Source organism: Desulfosarcina variabilis str. Montpellier (genome assembly GCF_048565275.1).
GTDB classification, from domain to species: domain Bacteria; phylum Desulfobacterota; class Desulfobacteria; order Desulfobacterales; family Desulfosarcinaceae; genus Desulfosarcina; species Desulfosarcina variabilis.
In genome coordinates this window covers 4532594-4555665 of the sequence record NZ_CP159846.1, presented here as the reverse complement: position 1 = coordinate 4555665, position 23072 = coordinate 4532594, and the positions used below count along the sequence as shown (strand labels likewise).

Sequence of the window (23072 nt, the reverse complement as noted above, 5' to 3'; positions counted from 1 at the left end):
CATGGCAGGTCAAGCAAAAAGACGCGGCACATTTGAACAACGCAAAGCCCAGGCGATCGCAGCCGGCCGCACCAAGAAAAGCGATCGCCGGAATACCCCTCCACCTCAAGTAGAGGACATGCTCAGACCGGTCATGGTTTGTCCTGAAATGTCTCCGCACTATATGCAAGCGTTGCAGCAAATCCTTGATCTAAGCAGAAAAGGCAACGGCATGGAAGTCATACTCCTCGGAGATCACAGAGGACTGGTAGAGAGATTCCACTAATGGAAGAGAAAAAACCAAAGCAAGTGTCACGCGACGTTCTGATGAAGATCAAGGAAGCCATCGATTACAACATTATGGCGCATGAAGCAATCGCCCAAACCCATAACATACCAGTGGAACTGGTCAACGATATCGCCACTGGCCGGCAGTATGTTTGGCTGTTCCGAGGAGGACCGACCCTATGACTAAACCCCTTTCCGAAAACGCCATCGCAGTCTACAAGAAATTGTATTTAGCATCTGTCTTAAACGAAACGAATCCATCTGAAGCCCATCGCAGGGTAGCCCGATTTGCAGCTTCAGCAGAACCCGATAAAATTTCCTCACAAGAAAATGAAAAAGTTTTTTTCCAAATGATGGAGAAAAATCAATTCCGCGCCAACACTCCGACTATGCTCAACGCCGGGTTGCATCCCAAACCGCAGACCAGCGCCTGCTTTGTCGGTGACCTCCAAGACGATATGTATAGCATCTTGGATTTCGATCGTGATGCCGCCATCATTTACAAATCCGGATCCGGAATCGGCGGCAATTATGGCATGCTGCGCGAGACCAACGCTAATCTGTCCACAGGCGGCAGGTCCTCGGGTCCTTTCGCATTTCTCCGTAAGAGCGCGATGACCGCACATGCCGTGAAATCGGGAGGCAGTTCTAGAAGAGCCGCGCATATGGCCATGATGATGGACACTCATCCCGATTTGCTGAAATTCATCACCATCAAAGCCGATAGCGACGAGTTCGTCATCCTGCCCAATGGTCAAAAAACTCCCCTTTTCAGCGCTATGAACCTCTCGGTAGCCACATCCGATGCTTTCATGGAGGCTATCAAAGCCAATGGCAAATGGGACTTGATCGGTGTAGTTGATGGCCAGGTGAAAGACACCCTGCCGGCCAGGTGGTTGTTTGAACAGATCTACGAAGCCGCCTGGAAAAACGGCGATCCTGGTGTATGGTTCATCGACCGGGCCAATGCCGACAACACCGTCCCCAGCCTCGGCCGGATCATTACATCGAATCCCTGCGGGGAGCAAAATTTGTTGCCCCGTCAGGCATGCGCCCTGGGTTCCATTAATGTCGCCGCTTTCGTTCTGGATGGTGCATTCAACTGGACTGACTTCCAAACAGCGGTGAAGGCAGCGACCCGTTTCTTGGATAACTGCATCGATCTCAGCGGCTACCCGACACCGGAGTATGAACAAATGGCGCTCGACACCCGCCCGATCGGCCTGGGCATCATGGGTTTTGCCGACGCCCTTATCCTTATGGGATTGAAATACGATTCGAACGAAGCCCGGATTTTTGCCGAATCATTGGCGAAAGCCCTCACCGTTGCATCGATTTCCGAGTCAGCACTTTTGGCCCAGCAGAAAGGTGCATTCCCCCTGTTTGCAGAAAATCGGGCGGCTGTGCTTGATGTAGTTTCCAAATTCATCCATGAAGATGAAGTATTAGAGCAAATTGAAAAATCCGGTGTCCGCAACAGCCATTGGACCACCATCGCCCCCACTGGTACAACATCCCTTTCTTGTGATTGCAGCCAGGGAATGGAGCCGTTATTTGCCATTTGTTACGACAAGACCCTTTCGGATTCCAGAGAAGTTTGGACATTCGTCAATCCCATTTTTAGACAGAAATTTTCCAAATATCCCTGGTATCCGGAGATGATTAAAAAGATCGCCGGAAACCATGGATCGATCGCCGGCCTGGATCTTCCAGAGGAAGCCGACGTCTTCGTGACCGCTCACGATATCCACTGGAAGGACCGCATCGACATGCAAGCCGCCTTGCAAAAAGGCATCTCCAACGCGATCAGCTCAACCATCAACCTGCCGAACTCTGCCACCCCATCTGATATCGCCCAGATCTACATGTATGCCTGGGAAAAAGGATTGAAAGGCATCACGGTGTACCGGGATGGTTGCAAAGACGATCAGCCCGTCAGTTTTGGATCCAAATTCAAACCGACAGAACCGGAAAGGTCCAAGCCTGCTGACCGCCCCAAGATCCGATCGGGATTCACCCACGAAGTCAAAACTGGACACGGCAAGGTTTATCTCACCGTAAACTGCGATGACCAGGGCCGCCCCATGGAGATATTCACCAACGGTGGAAAAAACGGCTCAGTCAACGCCGCCAATCTGGAGGCCATGGCCCGACTCGTGTCAATTGCCCTTCAGGAAGGCGTCGAACCCGAACGCCTGGCCCGCACAATCGAGAACATCAACGACGGTACTATCGCCTGGGATAAACTCATTGAAACTGATGAGAAGGCAGTGCCCATCATCAGCGTACCTGATGCCATTGGTAAGGTGCTCCGCCAGTTCTATTGTTCCACCGGTTCCTGCCCCGAAACATCTCCTGAGCCTGTACCGGAACCGGTTCATCCCGTTCGTCGATGTGAAACTTGCAACTCGCCAACGTATATGCACGATGGCTGTGAATTTTGCCCCAATTGCGGATCGAAATGCGGTTAGCCATTTTTAATCCTCCAAATCAACTTAATTAATTACTTTGGTAGAGAGTCCAAGAATGGAAAGCCTAAGCCCCTGTGCAAAACCTGAATGTAGAGGAAAAAACAAAACCGAATGTTCCAGCACCTGTCCCGAATTAGCCAGGTATCAACAATACCTCGCTATGATTGAAGACAGATTTTCCCCGCCAGGAATCGATTACACTGATTATGATCGGTTCAATATCGACGCAGGCAAGACGCCAGTTGAATCAGAAAAAGACGCCTTCTAAGGAGACCACAGGATGGAAAGAGACAACGAATTGGTAATGGGAGTGCCAACTCACACACTTTTTGAAACCGGGTTCTATTTTAAAGGATTCGTAACCCCAGGCCCGCTCGTGCATTACCTGATGGAACGGATTGAACAATCGGCAGCCTATCGATATCGAGGTGATTGTGAAACCGATATCGAGTTCAAGCAAATCATCCCCTATTGCCTCATCACCCGCGGCCAGGAGACATTTGTTTACCGCAGGAAAAACGGCAGTGATGAAAAGCGTCTCCATGCCAAATTCAGTGTTGGAATCGGCGGACACATCAATCCGGAAAAAAGTTTGTTTTCAACACGGTCTGTTATCCAGGCAAGCATGTTCCGGGAGATCACCGAAGAAGTAGAAATTTCCGCGGATATCGAACACGATCACTCCCCCAAATTCATCGGGATGATCAATTGGGATGAGGACGAAGTGGGCACGGTCCACTTTGGCCTGGTTTATCATATCCAATTGCCAGAACACACCACGGTCGAGATCCGGGAGAAGGATAAGTTGGAAGGCAGCTTCCAACCCGTGAACGAAGTCTGCGAGATCGATAACTGGGAAAATTGGTCAAACTTAGTCGTCGGCGCTTACCTTATCCCCTATTTGAAAAGGAATTAACTATGCTCAGAGTCGTTGTTGTCAATGGAGTTGCTGCCCATGGTAAAGATAGTTTCGTCAAATTCGCCAGTCGGCATTTTGACGGGGTTGCCATCAATCATAGTACAGTCGCCACTGTCAAAGAAGCGGCTAAATTTTTTGGCGCCGATCAGGATGTTAATAAAATTGGGACTGCTTTGTAAAATTTTATCTGCAAATTGAAGTAATTACTTACATTTAAAGGAGCTGTCGTGAAAAAGTCACGTCAGGGCCGTCGCCAAGAGAAACGGCAGGCGGACAAAAAACGCAATACGATCACAACCCTTGAAACCCATTGCATTCAGTTGGCCGGGCTGGTCGGTGAAATGCAGGTTTCCCTCAACACCATATACCAACTGCTCGTCGAAAAAGGCCACATGACCGCCGACGAGTTCCGCGAGAAACACAAGGGAATCATGTTGGCTCTATACCCGCCCAAGAAGTCGAAAGGCGATTGTGCAACCCCAGCCAAGGACTGCGCCGGCGAACCGGAAAAGGAGGAGATATGATCCCCATTTCAAGCGACCCACCAAAAGGCGTTGTTGATCGCCGCGACGGAAATACTACGGGTGAATGCGGCATCACCACCATAGGATGCTTGTATTGCAAGGACCAGATTGCCGGTTCATCCACCTACGTCAGAAACTATGAAGACATGGACTGGGCAGGCAAAGACAGTTGCCAAATCGCAACTTGCCCATTTTGGAATGATCCTGGTTGCTGGAAAAATATAGGTGGAGGCAGCAAGGATCCGATAAAGCACTGCCCCATCTATAAACGCCGGCAGCGCACTGGGTCATGGAATGTCGAAAAGGAGGTAATATGAGCCGTCAAACCTCTTGGGTGGGATTTGATCTTGATGGCACACTCGCTGATGAGCGCACTCGAAACGGTATATGGACTATTGGAGATCCCATCCCCTCTATGATCGATCGATTGCGCCGTTACTTGGCCGAGGGTGTCAAGGTGAAGATTTTACTGCTCGCGCCAATGACCCCCGGCAGCATCCCCTTATTCAGGATTGGCTGCGCCAGGTCGGCTTGCCTGAGGATCTCGAAATCACCGCCACAAAAGATTACGCAATGATCCAATCCTATGACGATCGGATGGTTCAGGTCGAACGGAACACCGGTCGTATCATCACCGACAACTAATTAGCCCTCATACCCGCCCCGCAGTTAGCCGGGGCGGTTTTCATTGTTTAGGGGATATCCCCTGATCCGGCATTTCTGCGCCCTCAAATCATTGTAATTAATTACTTTCATAAGGAGAAAGAAATTGACCCCGCAAGAGATATACATTAAACAATTGGAAAAAAACCTCGCCATTCAACTCAAAGAAAAAACCGCCATGAAAGGTCATATCCGATATCAAAAGGATCGGTGTCGCTGGATCGTCGTCTGGTACATCCCATTAGAAGACCGCGAAGATCCAGAAAAGGATCGGGTGTACATCACCAAAGACAACGGGGAATACATGACCTGCACTGCTTTTAAGAGGGAAAAAGGCGTACCTCTTTTGGATAAAAAAGGCCGGCTCATTCCCGATAAGGAAAAGTGCAAAGGCTATGAACGAGCCCAGCGCCTATTGATGCGTATTCAAAATCGCAGAGAACAAGCCGATCGCGGTGAATGCGCTTTTGATATTCAAGACTTCAAGAATGGTTTTCAAACGGACATCGTAGATTTTTATAGAAAATGGATCAAGGAAGGCATCGAAGAAGCCGGTCGCAAGCCTTCAACCGTGCATGGATATAAAATCTATCTTGAAAATTGGATTGAACCGTTTTTCCAGGATAAATCCATCTTTTTGCATCAGGTCGACCTTGAGACCACTATGTCCTTTTTGAAATTCATCAAGAAGAGGCTTCGGGAACAGAATCAGAATAAAGGCATAGTCGATCCGAAATCAAAAACCGGGATGATCTTGGAAGCTCACCGGAAAATGCCAGAAGCCGGCGGCCGTGAAATATCCAAATACCTAAAGGAAAAGCACAATCTTGACGTCGCCGGGAGCTGGTGCCGCAGAACCATCGCCAAGGTTAGAAAGAAAACGGAAAACCCCGAAAAAAAAGAATCAAAACATCAACCCAACATCGGCAAGTATGCTTTGAATATCGTATCGAGCCTCAGCACGATGATGAAGTATGCCAAACGGTGCGGCAAAATAAAGAAACTGCCGGAATTTCCTAAGCTGGAAGATTATAACCTGAAAGCACCAAAGATAAAGTGGTTGTCCAAAAAAGATTCCGATAAAGTGTATGCCGCTATTCCAGAGGAACATCGTGTTATTTTCCTCTGGCTGAAATATCATTTCCGGCGCGAAGGTGAAGCATGTGCAATGAGGAAGGTTGACTATGATCCCATCAACAAAACTTTTACCGTCCAGCGGGCAATCTCGGCCAGACAGGAAGTTGATTCGGTAAAAACGAACTGGAAAAATCCAACGATTCACTATTTCCCCTGCCATCCAGATTACATCGATATTGCTGATCGGGTTTACAAATCAAATCCAGATTCCCCGTATTTTTTCAGTAATTCACGGTCTCGAAAGCATGGTCGGTACACATTAGAAGCACTACGAAATGTCTGGTATGCAGCTTGTGAAAAAGCAGGTGTCGAAAAGATTCGGCCATACCAGGGAACGAAACACACCGCATGCACCCAGTTCATGGAAGATGGCGGAACAAAACAGGAGCTGCAGTTACTCACCGGCCATAAAAATCCCAAATCGGTCGAGTCATATGCTGAGATCACTTTAAGGCGGATTAAGATGGCTCAGGAAACTGCAAAGCTGCGCGCTGAAAATGAGGAAAGAATCGCCAAGGAGACAGAGACACGGGGACGAGACGGGGACAATGTCATTTTTCTGTTTCGAAAAGATGAATGAAATCGGATGTTTATAATCGAAGTGTATGAGTTCGATTCCCATGCACTTCCGCCAAATTGCTTATTCAATTAGCTCGTTGTTTATCCATAATATAAAAATTGTGAATTTCTTTAAAAGGCAGGGCTTAAATTAAGCCTTGCCTTTTTTACCTTTTATATGCGGCAAGCTCGACAATCGCCCAGTTTAATTTGGTTTCCAAACGGTTATAAATACACCCTCAATAAAACTGCCCCCATGCCGTTAAAACTGAAAAGGGATTGCAACTTATCGGTTGCAATCCCTTTGCTTGTCTGGCGCGCCCGGCAGGATTCGAACCTGCGACCTACGGATTCGTAGTCCGGCACTCTATCCAGCTGAGCTACGGGCGCTTGAAATGTTGGGGTGCTTAATAAGCTAAACGGCAAAGCATGTCAATGGGTTCTTGAAATATTTTCTTGAACAAACACAAAAAAGCCGATAATTGGCCGGCAATGGAATCAATTCACTATAAATTGATGGAACTGGCGATCGATGAGGCCTTAAAAGCCGAACAGATCGGTGAGGTTCCGGTAGGCGCGGTGATCGTTTCGGCGGACAACCAGGTAATCGCCCGGGACCATAATCGTCCCATCAGCGCTTGTGACCCCACGGCTCATGCGGAAATGAATGTAATCCGAGCGGCTGCCCACAATATTGGAAATTATCGTTTGTTAAGGACCTCGCTCTATGTTACTGTTGAGCCTTGTGCCATGTGCATGGGGGCCATTGTCCACGCCCGTGTTGATCGGGTTGTTTTCGGGGCAGCGGATCCAAAGTGGGGTGCAGCAGGCAGCCTTTATAATTTGGGGCAAGACCCCCGGCTCAACCACCAGGTCGAAATCATTTCCGGAATAAGTGAAGATCGATGTCGGTCAATTATCCAGACGTTTTTTCGCAGTCGTCGAAAAATGGTTTGAGTCGCTTTCCGGTCGTTTTGTCAGCAGATCGATTTGCTTTTGATTCATGATGAAGGAGCATCAAGTGACAAATATAGCAATTGTAGGGACCCAATGGGGCGATGAAGGCAAGGGAAAGATTGTGGATCTTTTAGCTGCCGAAGCCGATGTTGTCGTTCGTTTTCAGGGGGGCAACAATGCCGGGCACACCATGGTGGTAGATGGAGAACAATTCATCAGCCACTTGATCCCGTCCGGAATTCTTCAGCAAAAAACCTGCGTTATCGGCAACGGTGTGGTTGTTGACCCTCAGGTATTGATCGAAGAAATCGACTACCTTTCCACCAAAGGAATCGCCGTCGGCCCGGAAAAGCTGCTGATCAGTGATCGTGCCCATGTAATCATGCCCTACCATAAGCTGGTCGATCATGGACGCGAAAAAATGAAGGGTGATAAAAAAATCGGCACCACCGGCCGCGGCATTGGCCCGTGCTATGAAGACAAGGCCACGCGGCGTGGGGTTCGTTTTGTTGATTTGATCGATCCGGCGTCTTTTGCCGAACGTCTGGATGCCATCGTTCCCGAAAAAAACTTTTACCTGGAAAAATTTCTCGACACCGACACCGTGGATCTGGAAGCAATCAAAACCCAATATACCGAATACGCCAACCGGCTTGCCCCTTATGTCACCAATGTTTCCATCGCTTTGCAGGAAACCGCCAGGGCCGGCAAACAGATTCTGTTTGAAGGCGCTCAAGGCACCCATTTGGACATTGATCATGGTACCTATCCATTCGTCACCTCATCAAACACCGCCTCTGGCAATGCCTGTTGTGGGAGTGGGGTCGGCCCCAAAGATATCCACGGCGTGATCGGCATCGTCAAGGCCTATACAACCCGCGTGGGTGCAGGACCATTCCCTTCAGAGCTGTTCGATGAAATCGGTGACCATATCCAGCAGACCGGTGCTGAATTCGGTGCCACAACCGGTCGACGCCGGCGATGCGGATGGCTGGACACGGTTATTTTGAATAACGCGGTCCGGCTCAATAGCCTGACCGGTCTGGCCATCACCAAGCTCGATGTGCTTGGTGAACTGGATGAACTGAAAATCTGCACCGCTTACGAACTGGACGGTGAGCAAATTGTCGAAGTACCAGCCAACCTCAACCATCTGGCGGCCTGCAAGCCGATTTATGAGACCCTTCCCGGTTGGCGTCAGGATATTCGTGGCATTCGACATTTTGATGATTTGCCTGATCTGGCTCGACAATACCTGGCTCGCATCGAAACCCTCACCGGTGTAAATATACAAATTGTATCCGTCGGTCCTGGCCGTGATGAAACCATTGTTTTGGAGAGTCCCTTCAAAAGTTAAAAAAGGTTCGTTAAACTGGCTTCATCCTATTGACATTTGGCGAGCCTTAGCATAAAAGGGGCCTCGCATCGGGACATGGCTCAGTCTGGTAGAGCACAGCGTTCGGGACGCTGGGGTCGCAGGTTCAAATCCTGCTGTCCCGACCAATAAAAAAGAAAGGGTTACAGAGATATAATTCTGTAACCCTTTTTATTTTTCTACCCTATTGATCCCCTTACGAATTGAGTGATTTTCCTGTATTCACGCCAAGCGCGGATCATGCTTTTGCCCTCGATCACATTGGAGCCTACCACTTCATGAGGAAAAAGAAGACTTGAGGGATACATGGTAGTGGAGGTTTTCTTTTCTGAGCACATCCTGCAAGGCAAGTTTGATCCAGAACGATTCGGGCTCACCGATGATGCCGGCGATTCGCGCCGCCCGTTTCGGGGCCGGGATGCGCCGGCCTTTTTCGATATCGCACAGGCTTTGCGCGGAGATGCCAATCTTTCTGGCCAGTTCCGCCTGGCTGAGATCCTGTCCGAGCCGATAGCTTTCAAGGGCCTGACCAAAGGTAAGCGGGCCGTGTTCCCTTTCCATCCGTTCGATACTGTTTCGCGCCATGTTTGGCTACCGCACGGCTTCGGCCAACTGCTTGTCGATCTTGAGCAGTTGGTTGACGGCGGTCTGAACATCGATTCTTTTTCGTTTGGCCAGGTTTTCTACAAATTCACGCACATCGTCGTCCAGGTAGACTGACAGGTTCATCTTGATGGACTCGCTGTAAAACTTGCCCCTTTCCCCCTTGGAAAAATCGTATTCGTCTTTCATATTGTTAATCCTCATCATGTAGCTGTTTTCACGCTTTCAACTATACGTCCAATAGACGTATGATGCAAGCATTAAAAAACAAGTTTACCCTCTCAATAGCAATTCAAGTTCAAATCTCATTTTGATTCATAGGAAATACAACACAATTAGATTATATTAAAAAAGTTTTCCGAAACGCGAATTTCTTCCCGACGGTTTCCAAAAACAACTTGTCAATGTGGGGACGCTTCGATATTGTTGCCGATTATAAACAGCCGTCATTTTTTGTAAGGCTTTCAATAAAACCCGACAAAATGAATCCCAGTAAAAAAGGGCGTTGCACCGACAAACCACATGAGCACGAAGACCAGCTGACCCCGCATGGCAACCATTACCACTGAAAAATATCGATCCGCAGCTACCGAGGGCATCGGCAATCCGGTTCTTCAGGATGCCCTGGCCAACTTACAGGAACGCCTTGGTAAAGGCGCAGCAGATGCATACCGCCGCCTTCCCGAGGGCCCGGACCTGCGCCTTAAGGCGCATGATATTCGCATGGAGTCCATCGAGCATCTGGATATCCTGCTCGATCGTCTCACGCAGAAAATCACTGAAAACGGCGGCCATGTCTTTTTTGCCCCGAACGCGGACAGTGCGATCAGCTATCTGCGCAACGTGGCCAGGCAAAACAATGTCCGGCGGGTGGTTAAAGGCAAATCCATGGTGTCTGAGGAAATCGGTTTGAACGATGCTTTATCGGCGGATGGCATCGAGGTTGTTGAAACCGATCTGGGGGAATACATCGTTCAACTGGCCGGCGAGCATCCCTCGCATATCATTGCTCCGGCCATCCACAAATCCCGAGCGGATATCGGCCGACTTTTTGCCGATACCATCGGCACACCTTACACCGACGATCCCCCTACCCTCACCCGCGCAGCCCGCAAGGCCCTGCGTGAAAAATTCCTCACTGCCGACATGGGAATCAGCGGGTGTAACCTGGCCTGCGCCGAGACCGGACATATCACCACCGTTTCCAACGAGGGTAACATTCGCATGTCTTCCACCCTGCCCCGGGTGCATGTGGCCCTGATGGGCATGGAACGTGTCATTGCCCGGCTCGAAGATCACGATGTGCTGTTCCGGCTTTTAACCCGCGGGGCGGCGGCGCAAAATATGGCCACCTACGTCAGTTATGTGGGTGGTCCACGGCGGCCTGAACAGCCTGATGGCCCGGATGCCTTTCATCTGATTATCCTTGACAATGGCCGATCCAAAATCCTTGCTGATCCCGAATACAGGGAAATGCTTTGTTGCATTCGCTGCGCTGCCTGCCTGAATGTTTGTCCCGTGTACCGCAAAATCGGTGGACACGCCTACGGTTCCCCCTACTGCGGACCGGTCGGGGCCGTGGTCACCCCGCTGTTGGTGGGCATCAACCGTGCCCGGCATTTGTGCCAAGGCGAGACACTTTGCGGGGCCTGTCGGCAGGCTTGCCCGATCAATATTGATCTGCCGCGGATGCTCTTGCGACTGCGCGCCCAATTGGCTGAAGGAGACCCGCAATGGTCGGTATCACCAGCCAATCCCATCGAAAAACTCGGTTATGGGATATGGTCAACCATTGTTGGTCATCGCCGGTTATACGATCTGGTGCTTCGGGCCGGCCGGTTTTTCCAAAAATACATGCCACGCATGGATGAAATGCTTCGACGGCTGCCGCCGCCTGTCCATGGATGGACGGCCAACCGCAACCTCAGGCCGCTGGCCGGGCAAAGCTTTCATGAACGCTGGAGCAATAAAGGGCATCAAGCATGAGCGACAACAACCAGGCGGCGTTTATGGAAGCTGTTCGTAAGGCCCTCGGCCATCCCGGAGGGGTTCCCAGAAAAGACCCGCCGGATCTTTTCCGCTCGCACCCATCTGAAAAGAGTCAACGACTGTTGGATCGAATCCAAAACCGGAGTCACGGCCAGCGCCAGGTACTGTTGGAAACATTGATGGACGCTGCCCAACCGATCAACCTCAATGTAAATATATCAGCCTCTGTCGATGAAGCAGCCATGGCCATTGCCGCCACAATCGCCCGGGCACCGGTGGAATGGACCGGTCCCCGCAAGGTCTGCATCTGGAACCATCCACTGATCCAGCGCCTTGGTCTTGACTCGAAACTGTCAGCGCACCACATCCCCGTGATTTCCAGCCGTGATTTTTTCCCGACTTCCTCCGGTCAGGTTACTGCAAACCAGAGACAGCGCCTGCGCCAAGGTATTATGGAGAGCTTTGTTGGGGTTACCAGCGCAGATTACTGCGTGGCCGACACCGCCACGCTGGTGCTCAAAACCGGTCCGGGTCAACCCCGTAGCGTTTCCCTGGTTCCGTCGATTCACATTGCCGTGATCACCGCCGACCAGGTTCTGGCGGATTTTGGAGAACTGTATGCCACTTTGCGCTGGCAACAGGCAGACGGGGAAGCGGATCTAAGCACTTGCATGACATTTATTTCCGGTCCCAGCAAAACCGCAGATATTGAAGCCACCCTGGTCCACGGCGCACACGGGCCAAAAGCAATGTGGCTATACATCATCAACCCAGGGTGATTTAAAAATGAATGGCCTATGCATCCATAAACATTGCATTCATAGATAAAGTCATCACCGATTATTGCTGTATAGAGATTTTTTATCCCTTTGTTTAACCAAATACAAAAAGTGGAGGTTCAGGATGAAAAAGGCAATCTGGTTTTCCCTCGCTCTGGTTTTGGTTTTTTCCCCCATGGTTAATTCCGCTCAGGCAGCCAAAGCGATAAAGATCGGTATTGTGGATTGTTATAGCGGCCCGCCTGCCACCTATACCAACGATGTTCGTGATGCGTTTAAACTGGAGGTGGATAAAATCAATGCCGCCGGCGGCATACTGGGGCGAAAAATCGTTTTCACCACCCGCGACAGCAAGTTTAAGGTCGATATCGGCCTGTCGGCAGCCAAGGAGCTGATCTACCGTGAAAACGTGGACATCTTGATGGGCACCATCAACAGCGCGCTGGCCCTGGCCATTTCCGATCTGGTCAAGAAAGAAAAAATCCCGTTCTTTGCAACCTTTTCCAAAAGCGCCAAGATCACCGGTGAAAAAGGCCACCGTTATGTATTCTCGATCACTGAAAACACCGCCCTGGCCGGCAAAGCCGGTGCCGCCGGTCTGGCCAAGCGCCCGTTTAAGAAATACTGGATCGCCGGGGACGACTACGAATACGGACATGCCCTGGCCGACGGCGTATGGACAAACCTCAAACAGCTGCGTCCCGATGTCGAGCTACTTGGCCAATCCTGGTGGAAAGTCGGTGAGCCTGATTTTACCCCTTATATTACCGCCATTTTGTCAGCCCAACCCGACGCTGTCATCATTGCCACCGGCGGTCGCGACTGCGTTCCGTTTCTGAAAGCGGCCAAAGCCACCGGGTTTAATGAACGCGTGCCCTTTTTCATGCATACGGCCACTGAACTGTCGACATTGAAACCGTTGGGGCTTGACGGCCCTGAAGGGGTCATCGGCACTTCCAATTATTTTTTCTATTTCCCTGAAAGCGATGCCAACCAACAGTTTGTCGCTGATTTCAAAAAAGCCTACAACCGTGAACCGGCGGTAGGTGCCGTCTATGGCCTGCTAACGGCCAAATTCATCGCCCAGGCCTACCAGAAAGCCGGCAAGGTCAACACCAAGGCGTTTATCAATGCGGTCGAAGATCTGACCGTCGACAGCCCCATCGGTCCGGTGACCATGCGCGCCTGTGACCACCAGGCGACCCTGCCCATGTTTATGGGCGTGACCAAGAAGGTGGCTGGATATGATTTTCTGACGGCCACGGATATCGTCACCATACCGGGTTCTGAGGTCATGCCAAGCTGTGAAGAGATCGCCGCATCACGCAAATAGTTATTGCTCATCCAGAAATCGTCAGGAAAGATCGCGCCTATGGAATTTGCCGCCAATGTCACCTTTTCCGCCCTGGTTCAGCAGATCCTGGTGGGACTCAGCCGAACAACCATTCTATTTATCGTCTCGTCCGGACTGAGTCTGGTGCTCGGCGTGTTGAGGATTCCGAATGTGGCCCACGGGTCGCTTTACATGATCGGAGCCTTTCTCACCTACACGGTCTCCAACCTGTTCGGCCACACTCTGGCAGGTTTTTTCATCGCCCTGTTGATCGCCCCTTTGGGGGTGGCCTTGATCAGTTTTCTCGTTGAACGCTGCCTGTTTTGCCATCTTTACGAGCGCGAACACCTCATGCTGCTGCTATTTACCTTTGCTTTCACCCTGGTCTTCGGCGACATGGTCAAGCTGATCTGGGGATCGGATTATCGCAGCCTGACGGTACCCGCGTTTCTCCAAGGCTCTTTTTCCATCCAGGGCTTCCCTTTTCCCCGCTACAATTTGTTTTTGCTGATCGTCGGGCCCCTGGTGGCGCTGGGCCTGTGGCTTTTGACCAACCATACCAAAATCGGCAAAATCGCCCGGGCCGCTGCTGTGGATCGGGAAATGGTCGGCGCCGTGGGAATCAATGTGAGCTGGGTGTTCGCCGCCGTATTCGTCATCGGCTGCTATCTGGCCGGCCTTGGCGGCGCCCTGGTCGCGCCCACCCAGAACATCACCCAGGGCATGGATCATTCGATCATCATCGAAGCGTTTCTGATCGTCATTATCGGCGGACTGGGCAACATCTGGGGGGCACTGTTGGGGGCCTTGATCTTCGGTCTGACCGACTCCATCGGCATCCTCATCTGGCCCCAGTTTGCCATTGTTTTCCCCTATGTGGCAGTGGTAGTCGTGCTTTTCTTCAGGCCCCGGGGAATTCTCAAATCAACCTGGTAAGGAGATCGGTTTTGTCTGCTGCGCTTTTTGGCAATAAAAAAATGGTGCTGATTATACCACTGGTCGCCGTGCTGTACATTCTGCCCCAATTTCTGCCGCGGTTTCAGATTTATCTGATGGCGCTTATTTTTGCCACGGGCCTGCTCGCCACCAGCCTCAACCTGGTGCTGGGATTCGGCGGCATGTATCAGTTCCATCACGCGGTGTTTTATGGATTCGGCGCCTATGCTTTCGCCCTGTTGGCGGTAAAATCCGGCCTGCCGGTCTGGCTGGGATATTTCCTGGCGCCGGTCTGCTCCGCCATATTGGGACTGGTGCTGGGCCTGCTGACCATTCGCCTGTCAAAGCTTTATTTCGGCATGCTGCAAATTTCGCTCGGTTCCTTGGTCTGGGCCATCATCTATCGCTGGTATGATTTTACCGGCGGCGATGACGGTATCCACGGGATACCCGTGCCATCGATCTGCGAAGGCTCTGCCAATGCATATTATTTCAATCTCTCGGTGGCCATTTTTGCGCTTATCCTGATGTACCTGATTGTTAACTCACCCTTTGGCAGGACCTTTCAGGGCATCCGCGACAACCCTGAACGATGCAGTGCCATTGGCGTCAATGTCAAACGGCATCAGCTGGTCGGCCTTACCTTGGCGGCTTTTTTTGCCGGTGTGGCCGGGACTCTGTTTGTCACCGTGGAAGGATCTGTTTTTCCGGATCTGCTTTTCTGGACGCTTTCCCTTGAAATCCTGATCATGTGCCTCTTGGGTGGCTGGTTTATTTTTCTGGGACCGATGCTGGGGGCGGGGATCATCGTTGCCTTGCGATCGATTGTGGGCATTTATACCGAATACTGGACTCTGGTACTGGGAATTGTGCTCATGCTGCTGATCTTTTTTCTACCCGAAGGCGTTTTGGGCTTGTTCGTAAAAAAGCACCGGAGCCCGAAACCCATCCCATAAGGAGCATTATGCTTCGCATCGAATCACTTCAAAAATCATTCGACGGGTTTATGGCGGTTGCCGATGCTCATCTTTCGGTTGGCGATGGAGAGGTGGTGGCCGTTATCGGCCCCAACGGTGCCGGGAAAACCACCCTTTTTCATCTGATCACCGGTCAGCTCAAACCCGATTCGGGGGCCATTGTTTTTAAGGGTGAAAATATCGCCGGTCTCGCCCCTCATATGGTCTGCCGCAAGGGAATCAGCCGGTCCTATCAGGTCGTCAACATCTTCAACCGCTTGACGGTTTTTGAAAACGTTCAGGTGGCGGTGCTTTCACGGCGCAGAAAAACCCTTAACCTTTTTCGGCCGGCCCAGACCATGGCGGTCAATGAAACACGGGAAATTTTGGATAGCGTCGGCCTGCTTGACAAGGCCGATATGACCAGCGGCTTTCTTTCCCACGGGGATCAAAAGGTGCTGGAAATCGCCATTGCCCTGGGCAACCGTCCGGAGCTGCTGATTCTGGATGAACCCACAGCCGGTATGTCGCCCGAAGAAACAGCGGTGACGCTGGCCCTCATGAAGCAGCTCTCCAGCCAACGGGGTCTGACGATTCTTTTCTGTGAACACGACGTGGGCATGGTGTTTTCCATCGCCACCCAGATCATGGTCATGCAGCAGGGCCGCACTATCATTCAGGACTTGCCCGAAGCGGTTCGATCCGATCCAAAGGTTCGCGAAGCGTATCTGGGAGGTGCCGACACATGCTCAGCGTAGACAAAATCCACACCTATTATGGTCTCAGTCACATCCTGTTTGACGTTTCCCTTGCCGTTGATCAAGGCGAATGTGTGTGTCTGTTGGGTAGAAACGGTGCGGGGAAAAGTACCACCATGCGCAGTATCATGGGGCTGACACCCCCAAAAAAAGGAACTGTCCAATTCAAAGGCGTGGATTGTACCGGCAAAAAGCCGTTTCGCATGGTACGCTGCGGCATGGGGTACGTACCCGATGATCGCCGGGTGTTTGCCGATCTGAGCGTTGGTGAAAACCTGGAGATCTCAGCCCGCAATTACCAGGAGGGGGGCTGGGACAAAGATCGGGTCTACCGGTTTTTCCCGGCCTTGGAAAAAATTGACGGCCGGCGGGCCGGTTTCTTGAGTGGCGGTGAGCAACAAATGCTTACGATCGGTCGCGCCCTGATGACCAACCCGGAGCTGTTGTTGCTTGACGAGCCTACGGAAGGCCTCGCCCCTCTGGTGGTCAACATGCTCGAAGAACAAATTGAAAAGCTCAAGCACAGCGGGTTGACGGTTCTGCTGGCCGAGCAAAACCTGGAGGTTGCCCTCCGGTTGAGTGATCGGGGGTATGTGATCGACAATGGATCGATCCGCTATCATGGCAGCCGCGAAGATCTTCAGCAAAATGAAGAAGTGCGTAACAAATACCTCTGCGTGTAGTCGTCGCCCGACAAAGGAAAAGGTTGCCAAACCGTTACCCCTGTATCAATATTATCATTATCCCTATCTCACCACCTGTCTTGTGCAATTAACAACGGAGGGGCGCATGCTCAAACATGTAAAATACTTCATCGCCGCGATCATGCTCACCATCGTCGCAGGTGGCTGCGGCTACAATGCCATGCAGCAGATGGAGGAACAGGTTTTTCGATCCTGGTCTGATGTGGAAAGCAACCTCCAGCGCCGGGCGGATCTGATTCCCAACCTGGTTGCCACGGTCAAAGGGTTCGCCGCCCATGAGAAAGAGACGCTTCAAGCCGTGGTTGAAGCCCGGGCCAAAGCGACAAGCGTCAAACTTTCGACTGATGATTTGGGCAGTGCCCAGGCCATGCAGCAGATGCTTGATGCCCAGGGCGGTCTGTCATCCGCCCTTTCGCGGCTGATGGTGGTGGTGGAACGTTACCCGGATTTGAAAGCCAATCAGAATTTTCTGGATTTGCAAAACCAGCTGGAAGGCACGGAAAACCGTATCAATGTCGCTCGCCAACGCTACAATAAAGCCGTTGAAGTGTTTAACGCAAAAATTCGCAGCCTGCCCTACAGCCTTACCAATAGCTTTCTGCTGCATCTGGACCGCAAAGAATATTTTAAAGCCGAAACCGGCGCCACCCAGGCCCCAAAAATCAATTTTGATTAGGTTCCATTATGGCTTGTCTCCTTCAACTAAAAAAAAATGGCGCGGTCTTTGTTGGGTTGCTACTGATTGTGCTATGCAGCGTTGGCAATCTCCAGGCGCTGGATGTTCCGGTGCTCAAAGGCCATGTCAATGATTATGCCGCCATGCTCAGCCCAGCCGGTCAGCGTCAGTTGGAATCGGTATTGACCGATTTCGAGCAAAAGGAATCCACCCAGATTGTGGTCCTTACCATCTCCTCTCTTGAAGGCGATAGCCTGGAAGACTTCTCCATCCGGGTGGCCGAAAACTGGAAAATCGGCCAATCGGGAGCTGATAACGGTGCCATCTTGCTGATCGCCAAAAATGATCGCAAAATCCGTATAGAAGTCGGCTACGGACTGGAAGGCAGCCTGACCGATCTCGTTGCCGGCCGTATTATTCGCAACGTGATTACCCCGCGATTCAAATTGGGTCAATTTGATCAGGGAATCACCGAGGGTGTGGCCGCCATGATCGGTGTCGTCAAGGGAGAATTTTCGACCGCCGACCTTCCACAAAAGCCCCGGCAACCCAAAAAAGGAACGGCCTTGTTGGGGGTGTTGGGGCTTTTTTTGATTATCAATGCGCTCAGTCGAAAAAGACGTTTCATTGGTGCTGCTGCTGGAGCGATCCTATTTCCCATTGCCGGTGCGCTCTTTTTCGGCCTTGGACCGTTGCTGTTGTTGGCACTGATTCCTGTCGGCGTTGTCGTTGGCCTGCTGCTTAGCCTTTTCGGCGGTCCCTTTTCCCTTGTCCATCGAAGCGGGGGATATTGGGGCCGGGGATCCGGCGGCGATGGGGGCTTTTCATCCGGTGGGTTCGGTGGGTTTTCAGGCGGTGGCGGTGGATTTGGCGGCGGTGGTGCATCCGGTGGCTGGTAATGCCGCTGATTCATCCGATATTTGTTGATGAAATGACACTCATTTTCCGGATGGACACGAACGAAAATAAAGGGCATCGATGAAAAACCTGGTTGAACGGTTTTTATCCCAAACCGATCGTGAACGCATTGAAAAGGCGGTTGCAGCCGTGGAGCAAAAAACTTCCGGTGAAGTGGTATGCATGATCGTACCGTCAAGCTATCATTATCCCCTTGCCGGTGTATTCGGCGCGACGGCCGCTGCGCTGCCGTTATCGCTGCTTTCCACTCACTTCATCGGTGGCTGGATGTGGATCGGGACGCAGAACATGTGGCTGTTTATTGGATTGTTTACCATCTTGTTCGCCTTGGGCGGATGGCTGCTCAATCGTATCCCATGCCTCAAACGTCCCTTTATTTCACGGCGGGAAATCGATGCGGAAGTCGAGGAAGCCGCCATCACCGCTTTCTTCAGGCAAGGGCTTTACCGAACCCGGGATGCCAGTGGGGTCTTGTTATTTATCTCGGTTTTCGAACACAAAGTCTGGCTTTTGGCTGACAAGGGAATTCATGAAAAGGTTCCCAAAGGCGAATGGGAAAACCTGGTGGATCGAATCACACAGGGCATTCATCGAGGTCAATCAGCGGATGCGATCTGCAGTGCCATCGACAGCATTGGAGCGTTATTACAATCCCATTTTCCCATCAAGCCCGACGACACCAATGAATTAACAAACCTGATCATCGAAAAAAGCTGAGGGAAATGCCGCTGCCCGCAGTAGCGTTTCAAGAAAAGCAATAGAAAGCGAACCAAATGGCCAAACAACGTATAGGCTGGATTGGGACCGGTGTCATGGGCGCGTCCATGGCTGGACATTTACTGGCCGCCGGACATCATCTGACAGTTTACAATCGGAGCCGGGACAAGGCGCAGTCATTGGTGGAAAAAGGGGCCGTATGGGCCAGTGCGCCCAAGGCCGTCGCCAAGCAAAGCGACATCATCTTCACCATGGTGGGGTTTCCGGATGATGTTCGCGAGGTCATCCTATCCGATAACGGTGTCCTTGCGGGGACCTCATCCAATGCCGTGGTGGTGGACATGACCACGTCCAGTCCGGATCTGGCCCGGACGATTTCTATCCAATGCGCGCAAAAAGGCGTCAGTGCCCTGGATGCCCCGGTTTCAGGCGGTGATGTGGGCGCTCGCGAGGCAACCCTGGCCATCATGGTGGGCGGCGACCCTTTGGTGTTTGAATCGGTCCGACCGCTGTTTGAAATCATGGGCCAAACCATCGCCTTAATGGGCGGTGCCGGTGCCGGACAACATACTAAGATGACCAACCAGATCCTGATCGCCGGAACCATGATCGGCGTGGTGGAATCGCTTTTATATGCTGAAAAGGCGGGCATGGACGCCCATCAGGTGATCGATATTATCGGCAAGGGAGCGGCCAGTTCCTGGTCCATTAACAATCTTGGACGCAGAATCGCCGACAACGATTTCAACCCTGGCTTTTTTATTAAGCATTTTGTCAAAGACATGGGGATCGCACTGGATGAGGCTCGGCGCATGCAATTGTCACTGCCGGGATTGGCATTGGTGCACCAGTTTTATACGGCCGCCATGGCCATGGGGTGGGAAGACCTTGGCACGCAAGGGTTATTTCAGGTGCTAAAAGCCATCAACCGTCCAAACATATCCGTCAATGGATAACTCGGTATCGAACGCAGATAGTATTTTCATCCAACTGCCATACCTTTTTCAACGCTAGTTTCAGATCCACGATATCGGAAAAAATAGACAGCCCGCTGCCAAATGCATAGGGGGAGATGGTAACAATCAGTTCGTCGATGAGCGCTTGTTTGGCAAAAAGCCCGTTGATTTTCGCTCCCCCGACAACCACCGCCTCATCAAATCCCTGGGCTGCCAAATGGGCCAGAATCTTATCCGGCGGCATCGATGTAAATTCGAGGTTATCCTGGTCAGAAATTCTGTCGGGGTTGCGCGTCATCACCACGGTTTTTCGTCCGGGAAGGACGCGTCCGATAATATCAAAAGTCTTTGACCCCATAATCATGACACCGGCTTTTTTGGTAATTTCAACGTAGAGCTTTTTATCGGCTTTACCGGTCCAGTCGGGGTAGTGGTCCGAATCTCTGGCGATTTTCCCATCAATGGTAATGGCAACCATTAAACTGACATGCATGCGGCGAAATTTCCCATATTTGATGTGGATAGCAGTTGGTGATCAACTTGTAACAGTGTAGCCTGGCTACATATCATAAAAAACGTGGGGTTGAAATATTGCTCGATCTCGCCTTGAAAAAAGCCGTCTTTTCGAATTCCGGGAACCGACAAAGTTTGAATCAAGTTTTTTTTACCGATGGCCGATGAAAACACGTGGTGCGCGTTTCTTTGCCATGACCTTAAGGCCAAACAACACAATTGATTCTGGTCAAAATCAACCGAAGCCGTTATAATACAAGCTTAATCAAGAGATATTTCAGAACCCTTGATGACCCCGAGAAAGGTATTTCCATGAAAGTTGAATGTGAAAACTGTGGTAAATCCTTTGAACTTCCCGATGATCGCCTTCCTACCGGAAAAAAAGTGTCATTTCCCTGTCCGGGTTGCAAATCGAAAATCACACTGGATTTAAGAGAAAAATCTGAACCGGCACCGCCAGTAACACCCGAACCGGCAGATGCAACCGCCACCGGCAAAGTGGTAATCACCCCGATTTCAGAGAAATCTTCCGGAGAACTAGAGGGCACGGATCTCAAACGCAAAATTTTAAGCAGTATCAAAGACCTGCCCCCAATGCCCAAAATTATCTATAAAGCCCGCGAAGTAATGGCCAATCCCAAATCCGGATTCAAAGAAATCGCCGAGGTGATTGAAACCGATCAGGCGATTGCCGCCAAGGTGCTTCAGGTCGCCAACTCGGCGTATTATGGACTCTCCGGAATGGTATCATCTATTCACCAGGCCACGGTGGTACTGGGTCATAAGACACTGGAACAGCTGATTACCATGGTATCGGCCACCAGTCTATTGGGCAGTCATCTAAAGGGATACCGGATGGGATCCGGAGCGCTTTGGAAACATTCACTTGCTGTGGCCTTGTGTTCCCGAGCCATTGCCAAGGATCGTGCACCAGCACTGGAAAATGACGCTTTCTCCGTGGGACTGATTCATGATGCGGGCAAGCTGGCACTGGATAAATATCTGTTGGAAAGAAAGGAACAGGTGGACCAGGCACTGAAAAACAATCTTACTTTCCTGGAAGTTGAGAAACAGGTGCTGGGCTTCGATCATACCGAACTGGCATCCGATCTATGCACCAAGTGGAAACTTCCGGAAAATCATGTGAGCGCCATGCGCTATCATCATGAGCCCGGCGCATCTGACGGAAACCAACTGGCATTTATTGTCCACACTGCCAATTACGTTGCCCAACAGTGCGAAAATGAAAGCCCCCCCGTGGGCGGCCAATATGAGCTGGATCCTAAAGCGCTCACTTTTTTATCGTTGGATGAATCGGATCTGGCCAACTACATTGAAGCGACGGCCGAAGCCGTCAGCCAAATTACCCAAAGCATGGCCTAAAAAGGAGTTAGATGTATGACGAGTGCAGGTAACACACTAACAACCAATGAATATTCGAAAATATCAGGACTTTCTGTTTCCACCATTACCAAGATGCTGAGAAAAGGCGAGCTGCAGGGCCAAAAGATAGGCGGAAAATGGGCCATTGATGCAAGCCAGACACAACCAACCGAATCAGGTACGGGTCAGACCAGCGCAGCTGCACTGAAAAGCCCAACGCCCGCACCGCAGTCAACCCCGCCACCCAAGTCATTCGACAATAAAACCTATGATGTCGATACATTTACGCAGATGACCTACCTGACCGAACAGGGCGTCAGGCAGTGGATAAAAAACGGCCGTTTATCGGGAAGTGTTGATGATAGCGGCAATCTTCTAGTTGATGCAGACAACCTTAATCGGCCGGAGCTTCGCCATCTGATTAGAAATTAGAAACCATTAAGTATATTGTTTTGTTGATTCAAAACGCGATAAACAGTGAAAAAATTGTAATCATTACCAGATAAAAGGGGCCGGGCAGCGTCAGTGAGAACGCTGCACCGGCCTTGATGGCAGGACTCAAGCTTCCGGACGATGTGACTGAATCTTTTCCTTGTTTTTAATCAACTGCTTTTTTGCCTTGTCGACGACGAGATCGATCGCTTCGTTCCATGCACCGCTTTCTTCCTTGGCGTAAACGTCAAATCCTTTGCCAGTCAGACTGACATCGACAATTTTACGCAATTTTTCTTCCTGGAAAACCGCTTCGGCAGTTCCCGGGTTGGGCATAATTTTTTCAAGACGATTGAGTTTTTCTTCAAGGTAGGTTTTCAGGTAGTCCGAAGAGTCGACATTTTTAAAGGTGACCAATATTTGCATATACTGCCCTCCTTTCGCGGTAGTTCGGTCCGATCTCCACTTTTAAGCAATCCCCTGATTCTATTTGGACCGACGGGGAGGTGAATCTATGCTTGATTGACTGACTGACTGAAAAAATCCGT

At 50.9% G+C, this 23072-nt stretch carries 28 protein-coding genes and 2 tRNA genes; 25 read left to right on the top strand and 5 right to left on the bottom strand.

Annotation, left to right across the window (positions count from 1 at the left end):
• Position 1: 1 nt before the first annotated feature.
• The 9 genes from Dvar_RS20535 to Dvar_RS20495 all read left to right on the top strand — a co-directional run bounded on the left by Dvar_RS20535 (position 2) and on the right by Dvar_RS20495 (position 6561).
• On the top strand, positions 2–265 hold the full coding sequence (locus Dvar_RS20535; RefSeq protein ID WP_419663832.1) for a hypothetical protein: 264 nt from the start codon (positions 2–4) through the stop codon (positions 263–265).
• Entirely contained in the window at positions 265–450 is a 186-nt protein-coding gene (locus tag Dvar_RS20530) for a hypothetical protein (RefSeq protein ID WP_419663831.1), read from the top strand. The genes Dvar_RS20535 and Dvar_RS20530 overlap by 1 nt, the downstream gene beginning before the upstream one ends.
• Positions 447–2738, top strand: a complete 2292-nt coding sequence (locus Dvar_RS20525) for an adenosylcobalamin-dependent ribonucleoside-diphosphate reductase (RefSeq protein ID WP_419663830.1) — start codon at positions 447–449, stop codon at positions 2736–2738. Before Dvar_RS20530 ends, Dvar_RS20525 begins: the two co-directional genes overlap by 4 nt.
• 280 nt (positions 2739–3018) lie before the next feature.
• Positions 3019–3654 (top strand): hypothetical protein, encoded by a 636-nt coding sequence (locus Dvar_RS20520; protein WP_419663829.1) that lies wholly within the window; start codon positions 3019–3021, stop codon positions 3652–3654.
• A gap of 2 nt (positions 3655–3656) precedes the next feature.
• Positions 3657–3836 carry a hypothetical protein gene (locus tag Dvar_RS20515; protein WP_419663828.1) on the top strand — a complete coding sequence of 60 codons (180 nt, stop codon included), beginning with the start codon at positions 3657–3659 and terminating at the stop codon, positions 3834–3836.
• 48 nt (positions 3837–3884) lie between these two features.
• The gene (locus Dvar_RS20510) at positions 3885–4181 is read left to right on the top strand and encodes a hypothetical protein (protein ID WP_419663827.1); all 297 of its coding nucleotides are present in this window, start codon (positions 3885–3887) and stop codon (positions 4179–4181) included.
• Positions 4178–4498, top strand: coding sequence for a hypothetical protein (locus Dvar_RS20505; protein ID WP_419663826.1), 321 nt, complete (start codon positions 4178–4180; stop codon positions 4496–4498). Before Dvar_RS20510 ends, Dvar_RS20505 begins: the two co-directional genes overlap by 4 nt.
• Positions 4499–4568: 70 nt before the next feature.
• The gene (locus tag Dvar_RS20500) at positions 4569–4826 is read left to right on the top strand and encodes a hypothetical protein (protein ID WP_419663825.1); all 258 of its coding nucleotides are present in this window, start codon (positions 4569–4571) and stop codon (positions 4824–4826) included.
• A 196-nt stretch (positions 4827–5022) separates the two neighbouring features.
• A complete protein-coding gene (locus Dvar_RS20495; protein WP_419663824.1) occupies positions 5023–6561 on the top strand; it encodes a tyrosine-type recombinase/integrase in 1539 nt (512 codons plus the stop codon).
• A 291-nt stretch (positions 6562–6852) separates the two neighbouring features.
• Here Dvar_RS20495 and Dvar_RS20490 read toward each other — a convergent pair.
• Positions 6853–6929, bottom strand: a tRNA-Arg gene (locus Dvar_RS20490).
• A gap of 102 nt (positions 6930–7031) precedes the next feature.
• On the opposite strand from Dvar_RS20490, the gene tadA reads away from it, so the two are divergent.
• The 3 genes from tadA to Dvar_RS20475 all read left to right on the top strand — a co-directional run bounded on the left by tadA (position 7032) and on the right by Dvar_RS20475 (position 8999).
• Positions 7032–7496, top strand: coding sequence for a tRNA adenosine(34) deaminase TadA (tadA, locus tag Dvar_RS20485; protein ID WP_419664139.1), 465 nt, complete (start codon positions 7032–7034; stop codon positions 7494–7496).
• Positions 7497–7560: 64 nt separating this feature from the next.
• Positions 7561–8853 (top strand): adenylosuccinate synthase, encoded by a 1293-nt coding sequence (locus Dvar_RS20480; RefSeq protein ID WP_419663823.1) that lies wholly within the window; start codon positions 7561–7563, stop codon positions 8851–8853.
• 69 nt (positions 8854–8922) lie between these two features.
• Positions 8923–8999: transfer RNA gene (locus tag Dvar_RS20475), tRNA-Pro, on the top strand.
• Positions 9000–9147: 148 nt separating this feature from the next.
• Here Dvar_RS20475 and Dvar_RS20470 read toward each other — a convergent pair.
• Together Dvar_RS20470 and Dvar_RS20465 are read right to left on the bottom strand one after the other, a co-directional pair.
• Positions 9148–9456: a helix-turn-helix transcriptional regulator gene (locus tag Dvar_RS20470; protein ID WP_419663822.1), complete on the bottom strand. Its 309-nt coding sequence runs from the start codon at positions 9454–9456 to the stop codon at positions 9148–9150.
• 6 nt (positions 9457–9462) lie between these two features.
• A complete protein-coding gene (locus Dvar_RS20465) occupies positions 9463–9663 on the bottom strand; it encodes a hypothetical protein (protein WP_419663821.1) in 201 nt (66 codons plus the stop codon).
• Positions 9664–10023: 360 nt separating this feature from the next.
• On the opposite strand from Dvar_RS20465, the gene Dvar_RS20460 reads away from it, so the two are divergent.
• The 11 genes from Dvar_RS20460 to Dvar_RS20410 all read left to right on the top strand — a co-directional run bounded on the left by Dvar_RS20460 (position 10024) and on the right by Dvar_RS20410 (position 20196).
• Positions 10024–11460, top strand: coding sequence for a LutB/LldF family L-lactate oxidation iron-sulfur protein (locus tag Dvar_RS20460; protein ID WP_419663820.1), 1437 nt, complete (start codon positions 10024–10026; stop codon positions 11458–11460).
• Positions 11457–12242, top strand: a complete 786-nt coding sequence (locus Dvar_RS20455; protein WP_419663819.1) for a LutC/YkgG family protein — start codon at positions 11457–11459, stop codon at positions 12240–12242. The genes Dvar_RS20460 and Dvar_RS20455 overlap by 4 nt, the downstream gene beginning before the upstream one ends.
• 124 nt (positions 12243–12366) lie before the next feature.
• The gene (locus tag Dvar_RS20450) at positions 12367–13575 is read left to right on the top strand and encodes an ABC transporter substrate-binding protein (protein WP_419663818.1); all 1209 of its coding nucleotides are present in this window, start codon (positions 12367–12369) and stop codon (positions 13573–13575) included.
• Positions 13576–13614: 39 nt separating this feature from the next.
• Positions 13615–14511: a branched-chain amino acid ABC transporter permease gene (locus Dvar_RS20445; protein WP_419663817.1), complete on the top strand. Its 897-nt coding sequence runs from the start codon at positions 13615–13617 to the stop codon at positions 14509–14511.
• An 11-nt stretch (positions 14512–14522) separates the two neighbouring features.
• On the top strand, positions 14523–15467 hold the full coding sequence (locus Dvar_RS20440; protein WP_419663816.1) for a branched-chain amino acid ABC transporter permease: 945 nt from the start codon (positions 14523–14525) through the stop codon (positions 15465–15467).
• 8 nt (positions 15468–15475) lie between these two features.
• The gene (locus Dvar_RS20435) at positions 15476–16225 is read left to right on the top strand and encodes an ABC transporter ATP-binding protein (protein WP_419663815.1); all 750 of its coding nucleotides are present in this window, start codon (positions 15476–15478) and stop codon (positions 16223–16225) included.
• Positions 16213–16908, top strand: coding sequence for an ABC transporter ATP-binding protein (locus Dvar_RS20430; RefSeq protein ID WP_419663814.1), 696 nt, complete (start codon positions 16213–16215; stop codon positions 16906–16908). The genes Dvar_RS20435 and Dvar_RS20430 overlap by 13 nt, the downstream gene beginning before the upstream one ends.
• 106 nt (positions 16909–17014) lie before the next feature.
• Entirely contained in the window at positions 17015–17605 is a 591-nt protein-coding gene (locus Dvar_RS20425) for a LemA family protein (protein ID WP_419663813.1), read from the top strand.
• A gap of 8 nt (positions 17606–17613) precedes the next feature.
• Positions 17614–18504, top strand: a complete 891-nt coding sequence (locus Dvar_RS20420) for a TPM domain-containing protein (protein WP_419663812.1) — start codon at positions 17614–17616, stop codon at positions 18502–18504.
• 79 nt (positions 18505–18583) lie between these two features.
• Positions 18584–19240 carry a TPM domain-containing protein gene (locus Dvar_RS20415; protein WP_419663811.1) on the top strand — a complete coding sequence of 219 codons (657 nt, stop codon included), beginning with the start codon at positions 18584–18586 and terminating at the stop codon, positions 19238–19240.
• A gap of 56 nt (positions 19241–19296) precedes the next feature.
• The gene (locus Dvar_RS20410) at positions 19297–20196 is read left to right on the top strand and encodes an NAD(P)-dependent oxidoreductase (protein ID WP_419663810.1); all 900 of its coding nucleotides are present in this window, start codon (positions 19297–19299) and stop codon (positions 20194–20196) included.
• On the opposite strand, the gene Dvar_RS20405 is transcribed toward Dvar_RS20410, so the two are convergent.
• On the bottom strand, positions 20186–20689 hold the full coding sequence (locus Dvar_RS20405) for a dihydrofolate reductase family protein (protein WP_419663809.1): 504 nt from the start codon (positions 20687–20689) through the stop codon (positions 20186–20188). The genes Dvar_RS20410 and Dvar_RS20405 overlap by 11 nt on opposite strands.
• A 332-nt stretch (positions 20690–21021) precedes the next feature.
• Here Dvar_RS20405 and Dvar_RS20400 point away from each other — a divergent pair, with 332 nt between their 5' ends.
• Both Dvar_RS20400 and Dvar_RS20395 read left to right on the top strand, forming a co-directional pair.
• Positions 21022–22092: an HDOD domain-containing protein gene (locus Dvar_RS20400; RefSeq protein ID WP_419663808.1), complete on the top strand. Its 1071-nt coding sequence runs from the start codon at positions 21022–21024 to the stop codon at positions 22090–22092.
• 15 nt (positions 22093–22107) lie between these two features.
• Positions 22108–22524: a helix-turn-helix domain-containing protein gene (locus Dvar_RS20395; RefSeq protein WP_419663807.1), complete on the top strand. Its 417-nt coding sequence runs from the start codon at positions 22108–22110 to the stop codon at positions 22522–22524.
• 126 nt (positions 22525–22650) lie between these two features.
• Here the strand turns inward: Dvar_RS20395 and hpf are convergent, their stop codons facing one another.
• Positions 22651–22950, bottom strand: coding sequence for a ribosome hibernation-promoting factor, HPF/YfiA family (hpf, locus tag Dvar_RS20390; RefSeq protein ID WP_419663806.1), 300 nt, complete (start codon positions 22948–22950; stop codon positions 22651–22653).
• Positions 22951–23072 lie beyond the last annotated feature (122 nt).